Below are 17016 nucleotides of genomic sequence, written 5' to 3'. Positions count from 1 at the left end.
ACCGCCGTCACCTCTCGTCGTTGGGCCCACATGCCCCGTGATCTCGACACCGTTCCTGCCGGGGTCGCCCGGCGCTCCTTCCTCGGGTACGTCGTCGCCGGGACGACGCTGGTCGCCGCGGCGGACCTGGGGCTGGGTCGACCGGCCCCCGCCGCGGCCGTCCCCGGCGTCCCGCAGCCGGCCGAGGTCTACGACCTCAACGACATGCTCACCGAGGCCGCGATGCCGACGGCCAACCTGATCACGGTGACGGTCCACGAGGACGGCACGGCGTCCTTCGCACTGCCCCGGATGGAGGTCGGTCAGGGGATCACCACCTCGACGGCGATGCTGATCGCCGAGGAGCTCGAGCTGCCGCTCGAGAAGGTCCGGGTCACCCTGGCCGACGCCCGCCCGGAGCTGCTCTTCAACCAGCTCACCGGCGGCTCCAACACCACGATCTCGACGTACACGCCGATCCGGGTGGCCGCGGCCGTCGCGAAGGCGGCGCTGCTCGAGGCGGCCGCGATCCAGCTGGGCGACACGGTCGAGGTGCTGCGCGCCAAGGCCGGCGTCATCTCCGCGCCCGGCGGCGCCCGCCTGACCTACGGCGAGCTGGCGCGGGCCGCGGCCCGGCGTACGCCGCGGGCCGTGGAGGTCCGGCTCAAGGACCCGAGCGCGTTCCGGGTGGTGGGCACCGGCCGCCCGCGCGTCGACGCGCGCGACGCGGTGACCGGCCGCAAGAAGTACGCCACCGACCTGAAGGTCAAGGGCGCCCTGCCGACCATGGTCTGCCGCGCGCCCACGCTCAACGGCACGCCCAAGCGGCTGCGCAACAAGAAGCGCATCCTCGCGATGCCGGGCGTGCGCAACGTCGCGGTCGTCGACACCGGGGTGGCCGTCCGGGCCCGCACGTTCGGCCAGTGCATCGACGCGATCCGCGCGATGAAGGTCGACTGGGAGGACGGTCCGGTCGCCGGGCTGTCCGACGCCGACATCGTGAAGGAGCTGCGGGCCGCCGAGCTGCCGCTGCCGGCCCTCTCCGACTCGATCGGCGACCTGCTCGGCGACAACCCGCTGGCGCAGACGGTCGAGGTCGACACGCTCTTCTACTTCCGGTCCAACTCCGCGATGGACACCAACTCCGCCGTCGCCGACGTACGCCGCGACCGGGCCACGATCTGGGCCGGCCTGAAGTCGCCGATCACCGCGCAGGAACGGATCGCGCAGGAGCTCGGGATGAGCGTCGACGCGGTCAAGGTCCACGTCGTGCAGGCAGGCGGCTCGTTCGGGCGGCGGCTGTTCTTCGACGGCGCGCTCGAGGCCGCGAAGATCTCCCAGGCGATGGGCAAGCCGGTGAAGCTGATGTGGCACCGCGCCGACGACGCCCGGGTCGGCCGCGGCCACCCGATGTCCACCAGCAAGGTGCGGGCGGTGCACGCCGGCGGCCAGGTGCTCGCGTTCCAGCAGACCCACACGAGCGTCGAGACCGACTTCCGGCACGGGCTCGGGGAGATCGTCACCGCGACGGCGGCCAGCCTGCCGACCGGGCTCGGCAACCTCGGCTTCAGCGAGACGGTCTTCGAGCTGACGCAGGAGGTGCCCTACGACTTCGGCGTCATCAGCCAGACGCTCACCGAGACCGACGACCGGTTCAACACCGGCAGCATGCGCAACATCTACTCACCCGACGTCCGTACGGCGGGCGAGCTCACCGTCGACCGGCTGGCCGAGGCGATGGGCCAGGACCCGTACGAGTTCCGCCGTGCCAACCTCCGCAACGACCGGGTCATCGCGGTGCTCGACGCCGTGGCGAAGGCCGGTGACTGGGGCCGGCGGATGCCCCGCGGCACGGCCCAGGGGATCGCGATCCACAAGGAGTACAAGGGCTGCAGCGCCTGCCTCGTCGAGATCGACAACCGGCCGCGACAGACCGGCCGCGACATCCGCGACGGCGTCGGCGGTCCTCGGGTCACCAAGGTCGTGTTCGCGATCGACGTCGGGCTCGTGGTCAACCCGCGCGGCCTGGAGGCCCAGATGCAGGGCGGGATCAACGACGGCATCGCCCTCGCCCTGACGTCGAGCATGCACCTGCGCGACGGCCACTTCCTCGAGGCCAGCTGGGACAACTACTTCTACACGCGGCAGTGGAACACGCCGCCCGAGGTCGAGGTCATCGTGATGCCGTCCGACAGCGGCCAGCCCGGCGGTGCGGGCGAGGCGGGGGTCGCGGCGACGTTCGCCGCCGTGGCTTGCGCCTACGCGCGGGCGACCGGCACGACCCCGGCGTACTTCCCGGTCAACCACCGCGACCGCCTCGAGTTCAAGCCGAAGCCCTACGTGCCACCTGTCCCGCCGTCGCCCACCAACGGGCTCAAGCTCACCTACTGAGGAGCCACACGTGCCCCGACAGACCTTCGTCCTCAACGGCAAGACCGTGACGCTCAACGTCCACGACGACGTCCGCGTGCTGTGGGTGCTCCGGGACCTGCTCGGCGTCACCGGGCCCAAGTACGGCTGCGGCATCAACGTCTGCAAGGCCTGCACGTCCCACGTCAACGGACGTGCCTTCAACCCTTGCTCGGTGCGGGTCGGCGACCTGAAGAAGACCGACGAGGTCACCACGATCGAGGGCCTGGCCGACACCGTCGACGGCGACCTGCACCCGATGCAGCAGGCGTGGCTCGACCGCGACGTCGCCCAGTGCGGCTACTGCCAGCCCGGCCAGATCATGGCCGCGGTCGCGCTGGTCCGGAAGGTACGCCGCGAGCACCGCTCGATCACCGACGCCGACCTGGACGGCATCCGCAACATCTGTCGCTGCGGGACCTACACCCGGATCCGCGAGGCCATCGAGCAGGGCGCGCGCCGGATGTAGCCCTGAGAGGGAGCGCCTCAGGCGGCGGGCAGGTGGACCTGGAAGGTGCTGCCGCTGCCGAGCTCGGAGTCGATGTCCAGCCGGCCGTCGTGGCGCTCCACGATGCGCTGCACGATCGCGAGGCCCAGGCCGGTGCCGGGCTGGGCGAGCGCGAGCGGGTTGGAGGACCGGAAGAACTCGGTGCCGAGCCGGGAGACGTCCTCCGGGGACATCCCGATGCCCTCGTCGTGGCACGTGAAGACGGCCTCGCCATCGACCAGGGCCAGGCTGACGGTCACGTCGCCGCCCTCGGGGGTGTACTTCACCGCGTTGCTGACGAGGTTGGCGCAGAGCCGGTCCAGCTCGTCTGCGTCGCCCAGGGCGAGCACGGGCTCCTCCGGCAGTTCGACGCGCAGGTCGATCTGCTTCTGCTGGGCCGAGAGCGCGACCAGGTCGACGACGTCGTCGACGACCTGGCTCAGGTCGACCGGGCGGGCGATGACCGGGTTCTCCGGGTCACCGACCTTCGAGAGCAGCAGCAGGTCGTCGATCACCTTGACCATCCGCTGGGCGCCGCGGTCCATGGCGGACAGCGAGCTCGTGGTCCGGTCGTCGAGGACCGGCGCCGACTCGAGGATCTCGAGGTGGCCGAGCACCGAGGAGAGCGGGTTCTTGAGCTCGTGCGCGACGGTGGCGATGAGCTGGCCCTTGTAGGTGTCGAGCTCCTGGAGCTCCCGGACCAGCTGGTGCTCGCGCTGGAAGATGCGGGCGTTGAGGATCGCGCGCCCCAGGTCGTGCCCGATGTCGAGGGCCGTGGTGGCCTCCGCCTCGGTCCACGCCGGCGCCCCGGCCAGCCGGGTGAGCACGAGGTTGCCGAGACACTCCGGCCCGGCGCCGAGGGGGATGAAGAGCAGGGACTCGACCGAGATCGTGTCCAGGAAGTCGAGGACGTCGGCGGCCTCGTCGTCCGAGAGCGGCTCGAACGACCGGTCCGGGGCGATGACGACGGCCTGCTGACGCTCCCAGGCCTCGAACGCGGCGGCCTGGGCGATCTGGACCATCCGGGCGTCCAGGCTCACGTCGACGCCGTCCGAGGAGTAGATGTGGCCGGTGTCGGCGCCCTCGTGCCCGAAGGTCTGGATCCACATCCCGGCGGCACGGAAGCCCTCGATGAGGGCGTCCTGGCAGTCGGAGAAGATCCGGTCCAGGCTGAGCTGCGCGCTGGCGCGGCGGACGATCCGGCGGGCGGCCTCCGCCATCCGGACCTGCTCGGCGAGCGCCTCGCGCTCGAGCGCCACGACGACGGCGCGCCCGGCCTGCTCGGCGTACGCGTTGAGGACGGCGCGCTGCGCCTCGTCGGGCCGGCGTCCGCCGACGGGCAGGTCCATCGCGAGGGTGCCGCGGAGCAGGCCGTCGTCGTCGTACAGCGGGGCGATCAGCAGGTCGAGGGGGTGCCAGGCGTCCGGGGCGTCGATCGGCTCGTAGTCGGGGACCCAGCCCCAGGTGTCGCCGGCGCCCTCGTCGGTGCGCTCGTGGGGGACGAAGCGGAGCAGGCCCCAGTCGTCGGCCTTGGCGAGCTCCTCGAGGAGCCGGGCCTCGGTGGACCGAGTGCCCTCGAGCTCGGCGCGGGCCTCCTCGCTGCCGGCGACGGCCACGGACTCGAGCGCGCCGTCCTGGCGGACCACGCTGATCGCGGCGATCCCGAAGCCGGCCACCTCGGTGACTCCCTCGGCGATCAGCTGGAGCGTGTCGCGGGAGGCAGAGTCCGACCACCGCAGGCGTGCTGCGGCTTGTTCGGGGGTCACGTCCCGGGCCATCGGTCCTCGTCTTCCTCGGGTGAGGTCATGGTACGGCGCAGCCACAGGCGTCGCCTCGCACGCCCGTGAGGCCCATCGTCGGCGGGTGGCCGGGCCTGAGCCTTTCCGTCCACCGGTCACGTCGAATCGATCCCGCCCGGGTACGGCCGTAGACTCGGCGCGTGCCCTTCGAATCCAGCCCCCGCAAGGGTGGCGACGGCAGGCTGACCGCGGCGCTCGACCCCCACGACCAGGGTCCCCAGGACGCCTGCGGCGTGTTCGGCGTCTGGGCGCCGGGCGAGGACGTCGCCAAGCTGACCTACTTCGGGCTCTACGCCCTGCAGCACCGGGGCCAGGAGTCCGCCGGCATCGCGGTGAGCAACGGCCGACAGATCCTGGTCTACAAGGACATGGGTCTGGTCTCGCAGGTCTTCGACGAGACGACGCTCGCGTCGCTGAAGGGCCACCTCGCCATCGGGCACAGCCGCTACTCGACGACCGGCGCCAGCACCTGGCAGAACGCGCAGCCGACGTTCCGCCCCACCGCCGACGGCTCGATCGCGCTCGGCCACAACGGCAACCTGATCAACACCGCCGAGCTCGCCCAGATGGTCGTCGACCTGCCCGGTCCCGACGACGAGCTCGAGCTGCACACCCGGCCGGTGGAGAGCTCCACCAACGACACCGGGCTGGTCACCGCCCTCCTCGCGCACCACCCCGACACCTCGCTGGAGCAGCGGGCGCTCGAGGTGCTGCCGCTGCTCAAGGGCGCGTTCTGCTTCGTCTGGATGAACGAGAACACCCTGTACGCCGCGCGCGACCCGCAGGGCATCCGGCCGCTCGTGCTCGGCCGCCTCGACCGCGGCTGGGTGGTCGCGTCCGAGGACGCCGCGCTCGCCACCATCGGCGCCAGCGTGGTCCGCGAGGTCGAGCCGGGCGAGATGATCGTCATCGACGAGAACGGCCTGCGCTCGCACCGCTTCGCCGAGGCCGCCCCCAAGGGCTGCGTCTTCGAGTACGTCTACCTCGCCCGACCGGACGCCACGATCAGCGGCCGCAGCGTCCACGAGTCCCGCGTCGAGATGGGCCGCCAGCTCGCCCGCGAGTACCCCGTCGACGCCGACCTGGTCATCCCGGTGCCCGAGTCCGGCACCCCGGCCGCGGCCGGCTACGCCGAGGAGTCCGGGATCCCGTTCGGCCAGGGCTTCGTCAAGAACGCGTACGTCGGCCGGACCTTCATCCAGCCGAGCCAGACGCTGCGCCAGCTCGGCATCCGGCTCAAGCTCAACGCCCTCGAGCACATGATCCGCGGCAAGCGGATCGTGGTGGTCGACGACTCGATCGTCCGCGGCAACACCCAGCGCGCCCAGGTGCGGATGCTGCGCGAGGCCGGCGCGCTCGAGGTGCACGTGCGCATCTCCAGCCCGCCGGTGAAGTGGCCGTGCTTCTACGGCATCGACTTCGCGACGCGGGCCGAGCTGATCGCCAACGGGCTGACGCCGGAGGAGATCGCCGCCAGCGTCGGCGCCGACACCCTCGGCTACATCTCCCTCGACGGCATGATCGACGCGACCGGGCAGGCCTCCGACCGGCTCTGCAGGGCCTGCTTCACCGGCGAGTACCCGATCGAGCTGCCCGACGAGAGCCTCCTCGGCAAGCACCTCCTCGAGGCGACGCTGAAGTCGCCGACGATGGGCAAGGCGCTCCCCGTCCTCAACAACCCCTGAGCCAGGAGTCCCGTGAGCGAGTCCAACGCGTACGCCGAGGCCGGCGTCAACATCCAGGCCGCCGACACGGCGATCGAGCTGATGAAGGGCTGGATCGAGAAGTCGCGCCGGCCCGAGGTCATCGGCGGGCTCGGCGGCTTCGCTGGCCTCTTCGACGCCTCGGCGCTGACCCGCTACGAGCGCCCGCTGCTCGCGACGTCGACCGACGGCGTCGGCACCAAGGTCGCGATCGCGCAGGCGATGGACGTCCACGACACGATCGGCTTCGACCTGGTCGGCATGGTCGTCGACGACCTCGTCGTCTGCGGGGCCGAGCCGCTCTTCATGACCGACTACATCGCGACCGGCCGCGTCGAGCCCGAGAAGATCGCCGCGATCGTCAAGGGCATCGCCGAGGGCTGCGTCCTCGCGGGTTGCGCCCTCGTCGGCGGCGAGACCGCCGAGCACCCCGGCCTGCTCGCGCCGGACGAGTACGACGTCGCCGGCGCGACCACCGGCGTCGTGGAGGCCGACAAGCTCCTCGGCCCCGGCCGGGTCCGTCCCGGTGACGTCGTGATCGCGATGGAGGCCTCGGGCCTGCACTCCAACGGCTACTCGCTGGTGCGCCACGTCCTGCTCGAGAAGGCCGGCCTGCCCCTCGAGGGCCACCACGACGAGCTCGGCCGCACCCTGGGTGAGGAGCTCCTCGAGCCGACCCGGATCTACGCGAAGGCCTGCCTCGCGCTGGCCGACCGGACCCGCACGCACGCGATGTCCCACGTGACCGGCGGCGGCCTGGCCGCCAACCTCGAGCGGGTGATGCCGGTGGAGCTGTCCGCGACCCTGGACCGGTCGACCTGGACGCCGCAGCCGATCTTCGACCTGGTGCGGCGCGTCGGCGACGTACCCCAGCCGGACCTCGAGATGACCCTGAACTGTGGCGTCGGCATGGTCGCGCTGACCGAGCCGGAGGACGTCGACCGGGCGATCGCGGTGCTCGCCGAGCACGGCATCCGGGCCTGGGTGGCCGGCGAGGTCGCCCCCGCGACCGGCCGCGGCGGGGCCGTCGAGCTGGTCGGGCAGCACCCCGGCTGGTGACAATCCTGGGAATCGCGCGAACCGATGTGCAGGAACAGCCAGCCAACAGGTAGCGTTGGGCTCACGAGAACTCTTTGAGACCAGCCCGGGAGCCACTGTGCCCCGGCCGAGCGTGCGAGGGGGCTGACCCTATGGGGCGCGGCCGAGCGAAAGCCAAGCAGACGAAGGTCGCTCGCGACCTGAAGTACCGCACTCACGAGACGGACTTCGGTGCGCTCGCCAGTGAGCTCCACGGCTCCTCTGGCGAGGACGACAGCGGCGTCGAGCCCGAAGAGCTCGAGAAGTGGTCGGACTACTCCGACTCGCGTGACTGACGCTCGTCACCCTCGTCGCGTCTGACGGTCAGCGCTGCGGCAGCCACATCCCGCGCAGGCGACCGACCTCGCGCATCCGCCGCTCGGCCAGCCGGTCGGCGGCGATCGCGGGCGGCACGTTGTCGGTCGCGGCGAGCTCGAAGACGCGCAGCGTGGTGTCGAAGATGCCCGTCGCGCGCTGCTGGGCGCGCTCGAAGGAGAAGCCCTCCAGCTCGTCGGCGACCTGGATCAGGCCGCCGGCGTTGACGCAGTAGTCGGGCGCGTAGAGGATGCCGCGCTCCTCGAGCGCCTTCTCCACCCCGGGGTGGGCGAGCTGGTTGTTGGCGGCGCCGCAGACGATCGTGGCGCTCAGCGTCTCGACGACCTCGTCGGTGATGGCGTCGCCCATCGCGCACGGCGCGTAGACGTCGAGCGCGGAGGCGACCAGCTCCGCCTCGGAGGCCACCACGCGCACGCCGGGGTGCTCGTCGCGCACCTGCGCGAGGGCCGGGGCGTAGACGTCGGTCACCACGACGGTCGCGCCGTCCTCGACCAGGTGCCGGACCAGGTGGCGGCCGACCTTGCCGACGCCGGCCACGCCGACGGTGCGCCCGGCCAGCGAGGTGGTGCCCCACGCGACCTGGGCCGCGGCGCGCATGCCCTGGAAGACGCCGTACGCCGTCAGCACCGAGCTGTCGCCCGCGCCGCCGTGCGCGACCGTGCGGCCGGTGACGAAGGAGCACTCGCGGGCGATGTCGTCCATGTCGGCGGAGAAGGTGCCCACGTCGCAGGCCGTGTAGTAGCGGCCGCCGAGAGCCTGGACGTGCCGGCCGTAGGCGCGCAGCAGCGGCTCGGACTTCTGGGTGGTCGGGTCGCCGATGATCACGGCCTTGCCGCCGCCGAGGTCGAGGCCCGCGAGCGCGGCCTTGTAGGACATGCCGCGCGAGAGGTTGAGGACGTCGCGCACGGCGTCGGCCGTCGAGGCGTACGGGTGGAAGCGGGTGCCGCCCAGAGCCGGACCGAGGGCGGTCGAGTGGACCGCGATGATCGCCTTGAGGCCGGTGGCCGGGTCGTTCGCGAAGACGACCTGCTCGTGCTCGCTGCCAAGGTCGAAGACATCAGACATGGATGGTCCTGCTCTCTGGGTCGGCCACGGGGTGGGTGGCGTCGTGTGGGTCGGCACGCAGGGGTGGCGCGTGCTCTGGGTCACACGGTAGACCCGACCTCCGGTCGCATGAAAACGACGTCGCCGTGGGTCCCGTAGCCGCAGACGCGGCCGCCGTACGGCGTCCCGTCGAAGGCGACCAGGAGCCACGAGTCGCCCTCGGGCACGAGCGTCGGCCACGGGATGTTGGAGAGGTACGGCGCGGCCACGGTGCCGGTCGGGCGCAGGGACAGGTCGAAGACCGGGTAGGCCTGCGCGCGCTTGTCGCTCGCCAGCACCCGCCACCCGTCGTCGAGGTGCAGCAGCGTGGTGCCCTCGGTCTCGACGAGCCCGGACGCGGCGCCGCGCAGGGTCAGCGCGTCGAGGCTCGGGCCACCTGCGAGCGCCGGGTGGAAGCGGAAGAACTTCGTGGCGCTGACGAAGCCGACCAGCCAGCCGTCGTCCGTGCGCGCCAGGTGCGGGTCCCACACGCCCACCGAGCGCAGGCCGTCGACGGGCAGCGGCAGCGGCTCGGTGTCGAGCAGGTGGGTGCCGCTCAGCAGGTCGGCAGTGGTGCGCGCCAGCGTGACGCCCACGGTCGGGCGGCGCCGGTCGAAGTCGGCCCAGGTGCTGGTCGCGACCAGCCACTCCTCGCCCTCGCGGAGCACGTGGGTCGCGTGGTCGCCGTACGCACCGGGACGGTCAGGGCGGCGGAAGAAGACGTCGGAGAGGTGGGTGAGCTCGAGCGTCGACGGCGTCAGCTCCCACAGCGACGTGTGCGCGGTGTCGAAGAAGCCCGGGCCGGCGCTGGTCGCGGAGAGCACGACCCGGCCGTCCGGGACGCCGCTGACCAGGCGCACGTCGCGCAGGCCGAGCTGACCGAAGCGGCCGGCGAGCCGTGCGTCGGACCGGAGCCCGGCCAGCCAGCCCTCGTCGTGGGTGTCGATCCGGTGCTCCAGGTCGACGCGCGCCCGGGCGACCCACGGGCCGTCGTCGCGGGTCAGCGCGGTGAGGTGGGTGCCGGTCAGGGCCACGGCGACCTCGGCGACCGGACCGCGGGTCCGGGCCGAGCGCCGCGACCGGTGCCGCGTCGTCCGGCCGCCGGTCGTGACCTCGAGCCAGACCGCGTCCCCGTCGTACCGCGCCACGAGCCGGTCGCTGCCGGAGGTGAGCTCGAGCGAGCCCGGCCCGGTCGCGGCGGCGTACGGCGCGACGACCTCGTCGAGGGTCGAGCCGGGCACCAGCAGGTCGACCGGTCGGCTGCGGCCCACCTCGGTGAATCGGGGGAGCGTGGGCACGGCCGAATCCTAGGGCGCCGTCAGCGGCCCTTCGCCGTCGCCTGCTGCAAGGCGGAGACGGCGATGTCGACCTCGGCCGTCAGCTCGTCGAGCATCGCCTCGGCCCCGTCGGTGCGCCCGGCGGTGCCGAGCGCTTCGAGCCGCGCGGCCGCGGCGGCGACCCGGGGGAGGCCCAGGTTGAGCGCGCTGCCCTTGAGCTGGTGGGAGGAGGTGAGCAGCGAGTTGGCGTTGGCGCGCTCCACCGCGGCGCGGATCGCCACCAGCTGGTCGCCGACGCGACCCATGAACGACGCCGCCGTGCGCTCGAAGAAGGAGGTGCCGTCCTTCACCAGCCCCTCGAGCATCCGGACCCGGTCGGCGTCGAGCACGCCGATCACGGCCGCGGCCTCCGGCGGGGGCTCCCGCTGGGGTGGCGGCTCGGGGGCCGGAGCCTCGGGCAGGCCGGCCCAGGTGCGCAGGGCGCTCTCGACCTCGGCGGCGTCGACGGGCTTGGTGAGGTAGTCGTCCATGCCGGCCTCGAGGCAACGCTCCCGCTCGCCCTCGAGCGCGGAGGCGGTCATCGCGATGATCGGGACCCGCTGGCCGGGCGGCTCGGCGGCGCGGACCTGGCGGGTGGCGTCGAAGCCGTCGAGACGTGGCATCCGGCAGTCCATGAACACCACGGCGTACCCGTGCGCGCCGGAGAGGCGCTCGACGGCGGCGATCCCGTCGTCGGCGACGTCGACCGTGCAGCCGAGGTTCTCCAGGAGCCCGGTCGCCACCATCTGGTTGACCGGGTTGTCCTCGACGACGAGGACGCGGAGGCCGAGGTCGGCTCCCGTCGCCGTGCTGCGCGCCCGCGCGGCGCCGGGCGGACGCGGTGCGAGCACGCCGAGCAGGGCGTCGTGCAGCTCGACCTCGCGGACCGGCTTGCTGAGGCTGCTCCGGATCCCGGCGTCGGCCACCTGCTGGCGCGGCACCTGCTCCGAGCTGAGCAGCACCATCTGGAGGCCCATGAGTCCGGGGTCGCCGCGCAGCTGCTCGGCCAGCTGGAGGCCGTCGACGTCGGGCATCCGCAGGTCGAGCAGCGCCACCTCGAACGGGTCGCCGAGCGCCACCGCCTCGTGCAGCGTCGTGAGCGCCTCGGCGGCCGACGCGACCGCGAAGGCGCGCATGTGCCAGGCCGCGAGCTGGTCCTCGAGGATGAAGCGGTTGGTCTCGTTGTCGTCGACGACCAGGATCCGCCGCCCGCGCAGCTGGACCGGTACGTCGAACTGGCGCGCGGCCGCCCCGGTGACCCGCTCGAGCCGCACCGTGAAGGAGAAGGTGCTGCCCGAGCCCGGCTCGCTGGTCACCCACAGCTCGCCGCCGAGCGCGTCGACCAGCTGCCGCGAGATCGCCAGGCCGAGCCCGGTGCCGCCGTGGCGACGGGTGGTCGACGGGTCGGCCTGGGTGAAGGCCTCGAAGAGCCGCTCGCGCGACGCCGGGTCGATGCCGACGCCGGTGTCGGTCACGTCGACGCGCAGCACCACGTCGCGCGGGGTCTGCCGCTCGACGCGGGCCTCGATGACGACCTCGCCGGTGTCGGTGAACTTCACGGCGTTCGAGCCCAGGTTGCTGATCACCTGCCCGAAGCGCACGGAGTCACCCCGCAGCTGGAGCGGCACGTCCGGGTGGCAGGCGACGATCAGCTCGAGCCCCTTGTCGTGCGCCGGCCCGCTGAGCACGCTCGCCACCTGGTCGAAGACGGCGCGGACGTCGAAGTCCGCGGCCTCGAGCTCGAGCTTGCCGGACTCGATCTTCGAGAGGTCGAGGATGTCGTTGATGATGCCGAGCAGCGTCATGCCGGCGTTCTGGAGGTTGGCGGCCAGCCGGCGCTGGTGCTCGTCGAGGTCGGTGCGCAGCAGCAGGTCGGTGAGGCCGATGACGCCGTTCATCGGGGTCCGGATCTCGTGCGACATCGTCGCGAGGAACTCCGACTTCAGCCGCGACGCCTCCATCGCGTCGTCGCGCGCCTCGGCGAGGGCGGCCGCGCTGCGCTCGCGCTCGGCGACCAGGCCGAGCTGGTGGGAGATCTGGGTCATCAGCTGGTGCGAGTTCTCGTCGGGCGGCAGCTCGTCGGCGACCAGCTCCACCACCGCGATCACCTCGTCGCCGAGGGCGACCGGCATCGCGACGAGGCTGTGGGTGTCGGCCATCGCGGACGGCACGCCCACGGTGACCTCGCCGGTACGCCGCGCCTCTTCGGCCAGCGCCGGGTCGGGCCGGACGACGGCCTGTCCGCCGCTCATGTCGAGGACCTCGACTCCGGGGACCTGCCAGTCGTAGAGGAAGCCGCACACCGCGGACCACGTGGTGTGCTCGGGGACGCCGATCCCGGCGATCACCAGGGCCTCGCGCAGGTTGGTCGCCCGGTTGGCCGCCGTCGTCATCTGCTGGAGCAGGAAGAGCCGCCGGCTGGCCTCGGCGGCCTGCTCGTCGGCCCGGTGCAGGTCGGTGATGTCCTGCGCCGTGCCGCTCATCCGCACGACCGCGCCGCCCGGGTCCCGCTCGATCACCCCGCGACCGCGCACCCAGCGGACACCGCCGTCCGCGCGCAGCACGCGGTGGTCGAAGCCGTACTCCTGCTCGCCGCGGGCGGCGGCCCCCTGGATCACCTCCTGCGAGTGCTCGCGGTCGTCGGGGTGCAGCAGCTGGACGTAGGTCTGGAAGTCCGGGCTGGTGCCGGGCTCGACCCCGAAGATGCGGCACATCTCGTCCGACCACAGCACGTGGTCGGCGATGACGTCCCACTCCCAGCTGCCGATGTGGGCGATGCGCTGGGCGGTGGCGAGCTGGTGCTCGCGCTCGACCAGCGCCGCGACCAGCTCCTTGCGCTCGGTGTACGGCGTGACGCGGTGCAGCCAGCCGATCCGGCTCCCGTCGTCGTCGAGGACCGGCGTGTAGCTGAGCAGCCCCCAGACCGCCGTACCGTCCGGCCGCACGAAGTAGGCCTCGACGTTCTGGGCGCCGACGCCGGTGCGCCGCATCTCGACGAGGTGGGCGTCGAAGTCCCGGCGCCCCTGCTCGTCGAAGAGCTCCCGGACCGGGAGCCCGGCCATCTCCTCGATCGCCCGGCCGACGATCTCGGCGATGTTGTCGTTGGCCCAGACGGTCACGCCCTCGTCGTCGAAGAGCCACAGGCCGTCGGGGTGCGCGTCGAAGAGTCGGCGGACGAAGGCGGGGTCGTCGGGCCCCGGCCGCCCCTCTTGCGTGCCGTCCATGCCCCATTCCTACCGGACCGGGGAGGATGGTGGTGTGAACATCGACGCAGTGGACACCCGGCTGGGCACTCCCGACGCTCCGACCTTCGGTCTCGACACGTTCGGCGACCTCGAGGAGGGCGTCACCCAGGCGGAGGCGATCCGGCAGGTCGTCGCCGAGGCAGCGCTCGCCGACGAGCTCGGGCTCGACTTCTTCGGCGTCGGCGAGCACCACCGACCGGACTTCGCGATCAGTGCGCCGGACGTCGTGCTGGCGGCGATCGCGGGCCAGACCACCCGGATCCGGCTCGGCACGTCGGTGACGGTGCTGAGCTCCGACGACCCGATCCGGGTCTTCCAGCGCTTCGCCACCCTCGACGCCGTCTCCGGCGGGCGCGCGGAGGTGACCCTGGGTCGTGGGTCGTTCACGGAGTCGTTCCCGCTCTTCGGGCTCTCGCTCGAGGACTACGAGGTGCTCTTCTCCGAGAAGCTGGAGATCTTCGCCGAGCTGCTGCGCGAGGAGCCGGTGAGCTGGGAGGGCACGATCCGCCCGCCGCTCGAGGGCGTCTCGGTCTACCCGCGCACCGCCGACGGGCTGGTTGCCTGGGTCGGTGTGGGCGGCACGCCGGAGTCGGTGGTGCGCGCCGCGTCGTACGGGCTCCCGCTGGTGCTGGCCGTCATCGGCGGCTCGCCTGCGGGGTTCGTGCAGCTCGTCGACCTCTACCACCGGGCGCTGGAGCACTACGAGCAGCCGACGCTGCCGATCTCCATGCACAGCCCCGGCCACGTCGCCGCGACCGACGAGCTGGCTCGCGAGCAGATGTACCCGCACCAGGCCGCCGCCTTCACGAAGATCGGCCGCGAACGCGGCTGGGGTCCCTACACGCCGGACCAGTTCGAGGCGGGCGCGAGCCCGCAGGGCGCGCTCTTCGTCGGCTCGCCCGAGACGGTCGCGCAGAAGATCGCCTGGGCGGTCCGCACGCTCGGCCTGTCCCGCTTCCAGCTGAAGTACGCCGTCGGCACGCTGCCGCACGCTGAGCGGATGGAGTCGATCCGGCTCTACGGCACCGAGGTGGTGCCGCGGGTGCGGGAGCTCCTAGCCGACTGAGGTGGGAAGTGACATCCGGATCGTCGTGCCTCCGGCCTCGGAGGTCGCGATCTCGAGCGAGCCGCCGAGCTCCGTCGCGCGCTCGCGCATCGACCGCAGGCCGATGCCGGCGCTCGGCTGGTCGGAGAGGCCGAGCCCGTCGTCGGTGACCGTCAGGCCGATCCCCTCCGCCGTCCGGGAGAGCGTGACGGTGCAGCGGCGGGCGTCGGCGTGCCGGTGGGCGTTCAGCACCGCCTCGGCGGCGACGTGGTAGATCGCCACCTGGCGGCGGCTGTCGATCAGGTCGGGGCCGTCGGCGCGCACCTCGACGCAGAACCCGGGTCCGCTGAACCTCCCCGCGAGCCCGTCGAGCGCCTCGCCGAGCCTGCCCTCCTCCAGCGGCGGCGGGAGCAGCGCCCGCGCCATCACGCGCACGTCCTGGGCCCGGTGGGCCAGCTCCTCCTGGAGCTGCGCGAGCAGCGCGGAGTCGGGCGCGGTCAGCGTCGAGGTGCGGTCGATCCCGGCCAGCGCCAACGAGATCCCGGCCAACGACGGGCCGAGGCTGTCGTGGAGCTCGCGGCGCAGCAGCCGGCGCTCCTCCTGGCGTACGTCGAGGAGCCTGGCCCGGGCGCGCTCCAGGTCGGCGTTGACGAGGGCGAGGTCGAGGGCGCCCGCGACCAGCCCGGAGATCTGCTGGACCAGCTCGAGGGTGCGCAGGTCGAGGCGCTCGCCCGTCGGCGGGCCGAGCCACAGGGTGCCGATCTGCCGGCCCCGGCTGCGGAGCACCACGGCGACCAGCTGCTCCCCAGGCCTGCCGACCGTGACCCGGAGGTCGCCGTCGGTCGACTCGACCACGACCGCCGCGAGCCGCAGGCTGTGCCGGAGGGCCTCCGCCAGCCCGTCGAGGACGGTGCGGTCGTCGGTGGACGTGCCGACGTCGGCGCCGAGACGCACCAGCAGCTCACCCGCGTCCGAGGTCGACCCGAAGACCAGGCGCTCCACCCGGCGCTGCAGCCACGCGCGGACCGGCATGATGCCCACCGCCAGCAGCGCCACGGCCAGCAGACCCGCCGAGTCGCGCCCGACGGGCAGCAGGCGACCGCCGACCCAGACGAGGACGACGTACGCCGTGATGACGAAGAGGGTCAGCAACGCACCGACCGTGGCGCGGGAGACGGCCAGGTCGAGGTTCCAGGACGGCCCGCGGACGACGACGAAGATGGCCACCGGCAGCATCAGCATCGCGGCGGCCAGCGTGCCGGCGCCGACGCTGAGCATCGGCTGGCCGAGGCTGAGGCCGAGCTCGAAGGCGAGGTAGGAGAGCGTCGTGGTCGCGACGCTGGCCAGCACCCAGCCCAACGGCCGTCGCTCCACCGGGTCGCTGCGGCGCACTCGCGCGCCGAGGTAGGTGACCGCGACCAGGCCGAGCAGGAAGTAAACCGGGATGACCCAGTCGTCGTACGCGCGGGCCGTGTCGGCGAGCGCGGTACCCGCCGTCAGCGGGTTCGGCGGGAAGTCCTCGACCTCGATGAGGTAGCGCACGACGCCGGACGACACCGCGACGAGGCCGGCGAGCGTGGCCACGACGCGCCGCGTCCCGGTCGGCGCGCGCGGCCCGACCAGACACGGGATGACGAGGATGCAGGTGAGGACCCCGACGATCCAGCCCGAGACGACGAGCTGGACGAGCCAGGCGTACGCCGGCAGGTCCGGGTGCTCGACGCCGAGCACGGCGTACTGGATCCCCAACGACGTGAGGGCGAACCCCACCCCGACCAGCAGCAGCGCCCACCCGATGACGTGGCCGCTGCGCACCACGACGAACACGCCGAACGGCGCGTAGACAACCGCGATCAGCAGGTCGGTCGGGAAGAACTCCCGGTGGATCACGAAGTCCGGGTCAGGGGTGCCGGCGTTGACCACGGCCAGCACCAGCGCCGTCGCCGAGACCAGGCACGTCAGCACGCCGACCACCAGGGCGGCACCACGTCGCCCGGGGCCGCCGGGCACGACGTCCGTCTCGACCACGCCACCCGCCTCTCGCCGACTGCTCTGCGGGCATCATGCTGCCGCAGGAGTCCCGTCCACGAGGGCGAGATGTCCCAGTCGGCCGGGATCGTGGTTTCGAGGCTCGCTCCGCTCACACCTCAACCACCGATGCCGGTGGTTGAGGTGTGAGGGCCGTCAGGCCCGAGCCTCGAAACCACCACCGGGCCGGTCACCTCAGCGCCGCGGTCCGCCGTAGTCACCGTGGGTGACGCGAGGGGCGGGATACGTGGTCAGCCTCGAAACCACCCCACCGGCCGCAGTGGGCATGGGAGTGACCCCACCGGCCGTGGCCGGTGGGGTGGGGGTCAGCGGGTTCGTCGCCTTCGGTGGTCGTCGAAGACCACGGGATGGGTCTTGCCCTTCGGGGTGGTCCACAGGAAGCCGGTGCGGGAGGTGCGGTGGTAGGTCCAGCCGCCGAAGGTCTTGACGCGGTGGTGGTAGCGGCACAGTGGCGCCAGGTTCGAGCTGGTGGTCTTCCCGCCCTGGTT

11 protein-coding genes and 1 pseudogene are annotated in these 17016 nt (G+C 72.6%); 6 read left to right on the top strand and 6 right to left on the bottom strand.

Features of this window, described 5'->3' with window-relative positions; genetic code table 11:
• Positions 1–30 precede the first annotated feature (30 nt).
• Positions 31–2370, top strand: a complete 2340-nt coding sequence (locus ACFPYL_RS05205; RefSeq protein ID WP_379151208.1) for a molybdopterin cofactor-binding domain-containing protein — start codon at positions 31–33, stop codon at positions 2368–2370.
• A 10-nt stretch (positions 2371–2380) separates the two neighbouring features.
• Complete coding sequence (locus ACFPYL_RS05200) at positions 2381–2857, top strand: (2Fe-2S)-binding protein (RefSeq protein WP_379151205.1); 477 nt, start codon at positions 2381–2383, stop codon at positions 2855–2857.
• Between the two features lie 17 nt (positions 2858–2874).
• Here the strand turns inward: ACFPYL_RS05200 and ACFPYL_RS05195 are convergent, their stop codons facing one another.
• Entirely contained in the window at positions 2875–4653 is a 1779-nt protein-coding gene (locus ACFPYL_RS05195) for a sensor histidine kinase (RefSeq protein WP_379151202.1), read from the bottom strand.
• A gap of 161 nt (positions 4654–4814) precedes the next feature.
• Here ACFPYL_RS05195 and purF point away from each other — a divergent pair, with 161 nt between their 5' ends.
• From purF to ACFPYL_RS05180, 3 genes are all read left to right on the top strand, one after another.
• Positions 4815–6359: an amidophosphoribosyltransferase gene (gene purF / locus ACFPYL_RS05190; RefSeq protein WP_379151199.1), complete on the top strand. Its 1545-nt coding sequence runs from the start codon at positions 4815–4817 to the stop codon at positions 6357–6359.
• A 12-nt stretch (positions 6360–6371) separates the two neighbouring features.
• On the top strand, positions 6372–7436 hold the full coding sequence (purM, locus tag ACFPYL_RS05185; RefSeq protein WP_379151196.1) for a phosphoribosylformylglycinamidine cyclo-ligase: 1065 nt from the start codon (positions 6372–6374) through the stop codon (positions 7434–7436).
• Between the two features lie 131 nt (positions 7437–7567).
• The gene (locus ACFPYL_RS05180; RefSeq protein WP_379151193.1) at positions 7568–7750 is read left to right on the top strand and encodes a DUF3073 domain-containing protein; all 183 of its coding nucleotides are present in this window, start codon (positions 7568–7570) and stop codon (positions 7748–7750) included.
• Between the two features lie 28 nt (positions 7751–7778).
• On the opposite strand, the gene ACFPYL_RS05175 is transcribed toward ACFPYL_RS05180, so the two are convergent.
• The 3 genes from ACFPYL_RS05175 to ACFPYL_RS05165 form a co-directional block, all read right to left on the bottom strand.
• Complete coding sequence (locus ACFPYL_RS05175) at positions 7779–8855, bottom strand: Glu/Leu/Phe/Val family dehydrogenase (RefSeq protein WP_379151190.1); 1077 nt, start codon at positions 8853–8855, stop codon at positions 7779–7781.
• Positions 8856–8935: 80 nt separating this feature from the next.
• Complete coding sequence (locus tag ACFPYL_RS05170; RefSeq protein WP_379151187.1) at positions 8936–10171, bottom strand: hypothetical protein; 1236 nt, start codon at positions 10169–10171, stop codon at positions 8936–8938.
• 20 nt (positions 10172–10191) lie between these two features.
• Positions 10192–13413: a response regulator gene (locus tag ACFPYL_RS05165; RefSeq protein ID WP_379151184.1), complete on the bottom strand. Its 3222-nt coding sequence runs from the start codon at positions 13411–13413 to the stop codon at positions 10192–10194.
• Positions 13414–13447: 34 nt separating this feature from the next.
• Between ACFPYL_RS05165 and ACFPYL_RS05160 the strand changes: the two genes are divergently transcribed.
• Positions 13448–14500, top strand: coding sequence for an LLM class flavin-dependent oxidoreductase (locus tag ACFPYL_RS05160; protein WP_379151181.1), 1053 nt, complete (start codon positions 13448–13450; stop codon positions 14498–14500).
• Here ACFPYL_RS05160 and ACFPYL_RS05155 read toward each other — a convergent pair.
• Together ACFPYL_RS05155 and ACFPYL_RS05150 are read right to left on the bottom strand one after the other, a co-directional pair.
• Positions 14489–16507: a sensor histidine kinase gene (locus ACFPYL_RS05155; protein WP_379151178.1), complete on the bottom strand. Its 2019-nt coding sequence runs from the start codon at positions 16505–16507 to the stop codon at positions 14489–14491. The genes ACFPYL_RS05160 and ACFPYL_RS05155 overlap by 12 nt on opposite strands.
• A gap of 326 nt (positions 16508–16833) precedes the next feature.
• A pseudogene (locus tag ACFPYL_RS05150) lies at positions 16834–17016 on the bottom strand (hypothetical protein); the annotation flags it as partial.

This window comes from Nocardioides hankookensis, from assembly GCF_042658885.1.
Classification (GTDB): domain Bacteria; phylum Actinomycetota; class Actinomycetes; order Propionibacteriales; family Nocardioidaceae; genus Nocardioides; species Nocardioides hankookensis.
The sequence above is the reverse complement of the archived record's forward strand: the minus strand, read 5'-3'. Positions and strand labels throughout refer to the sequence as shown.

Bases quoted from the DNA above. Each gene is read 5' to 3' on its own strand.
- ACFPYL_RS05180 (WP_379151193.1), top strand. From the start codon at position 7,568: ATGGGGCGCGGCCGAGCGAAAGCCAAGCAGACGAAGGTCGCTCGCGAC.
- ACFPYL_RS05195 (WP_379151202.1), bottom strand. From the start codon at position 4,653: ATGGCCCGGGACGTGACCCCCGAACAAGCCGCAGCACGCCTGCGGTGG.
- ACFPYL_RS05175 (WP_379151190.1), bottom strand. From the start codon at position 8,855: ATGTCTGATGTCTTCGACCTTGGCAGCGAGCACGAGCAGGTCGTCTTC.
- ACFPYL_RS05205 (WP_379151208.1), top strand. From the start codon at position 31: ATGCCCCGTGATCTCGACACCGTTCCTGCCGGGGTCGCCCGGCGCTCC.
- ACFPYL_RS05165 (WP_379151184.1), bottom strand. From the start codon at position 13,413: ATGGACGGCACGCAAGAGGGGCGGCCGGGGCCCGACGACCCCGCCTTC.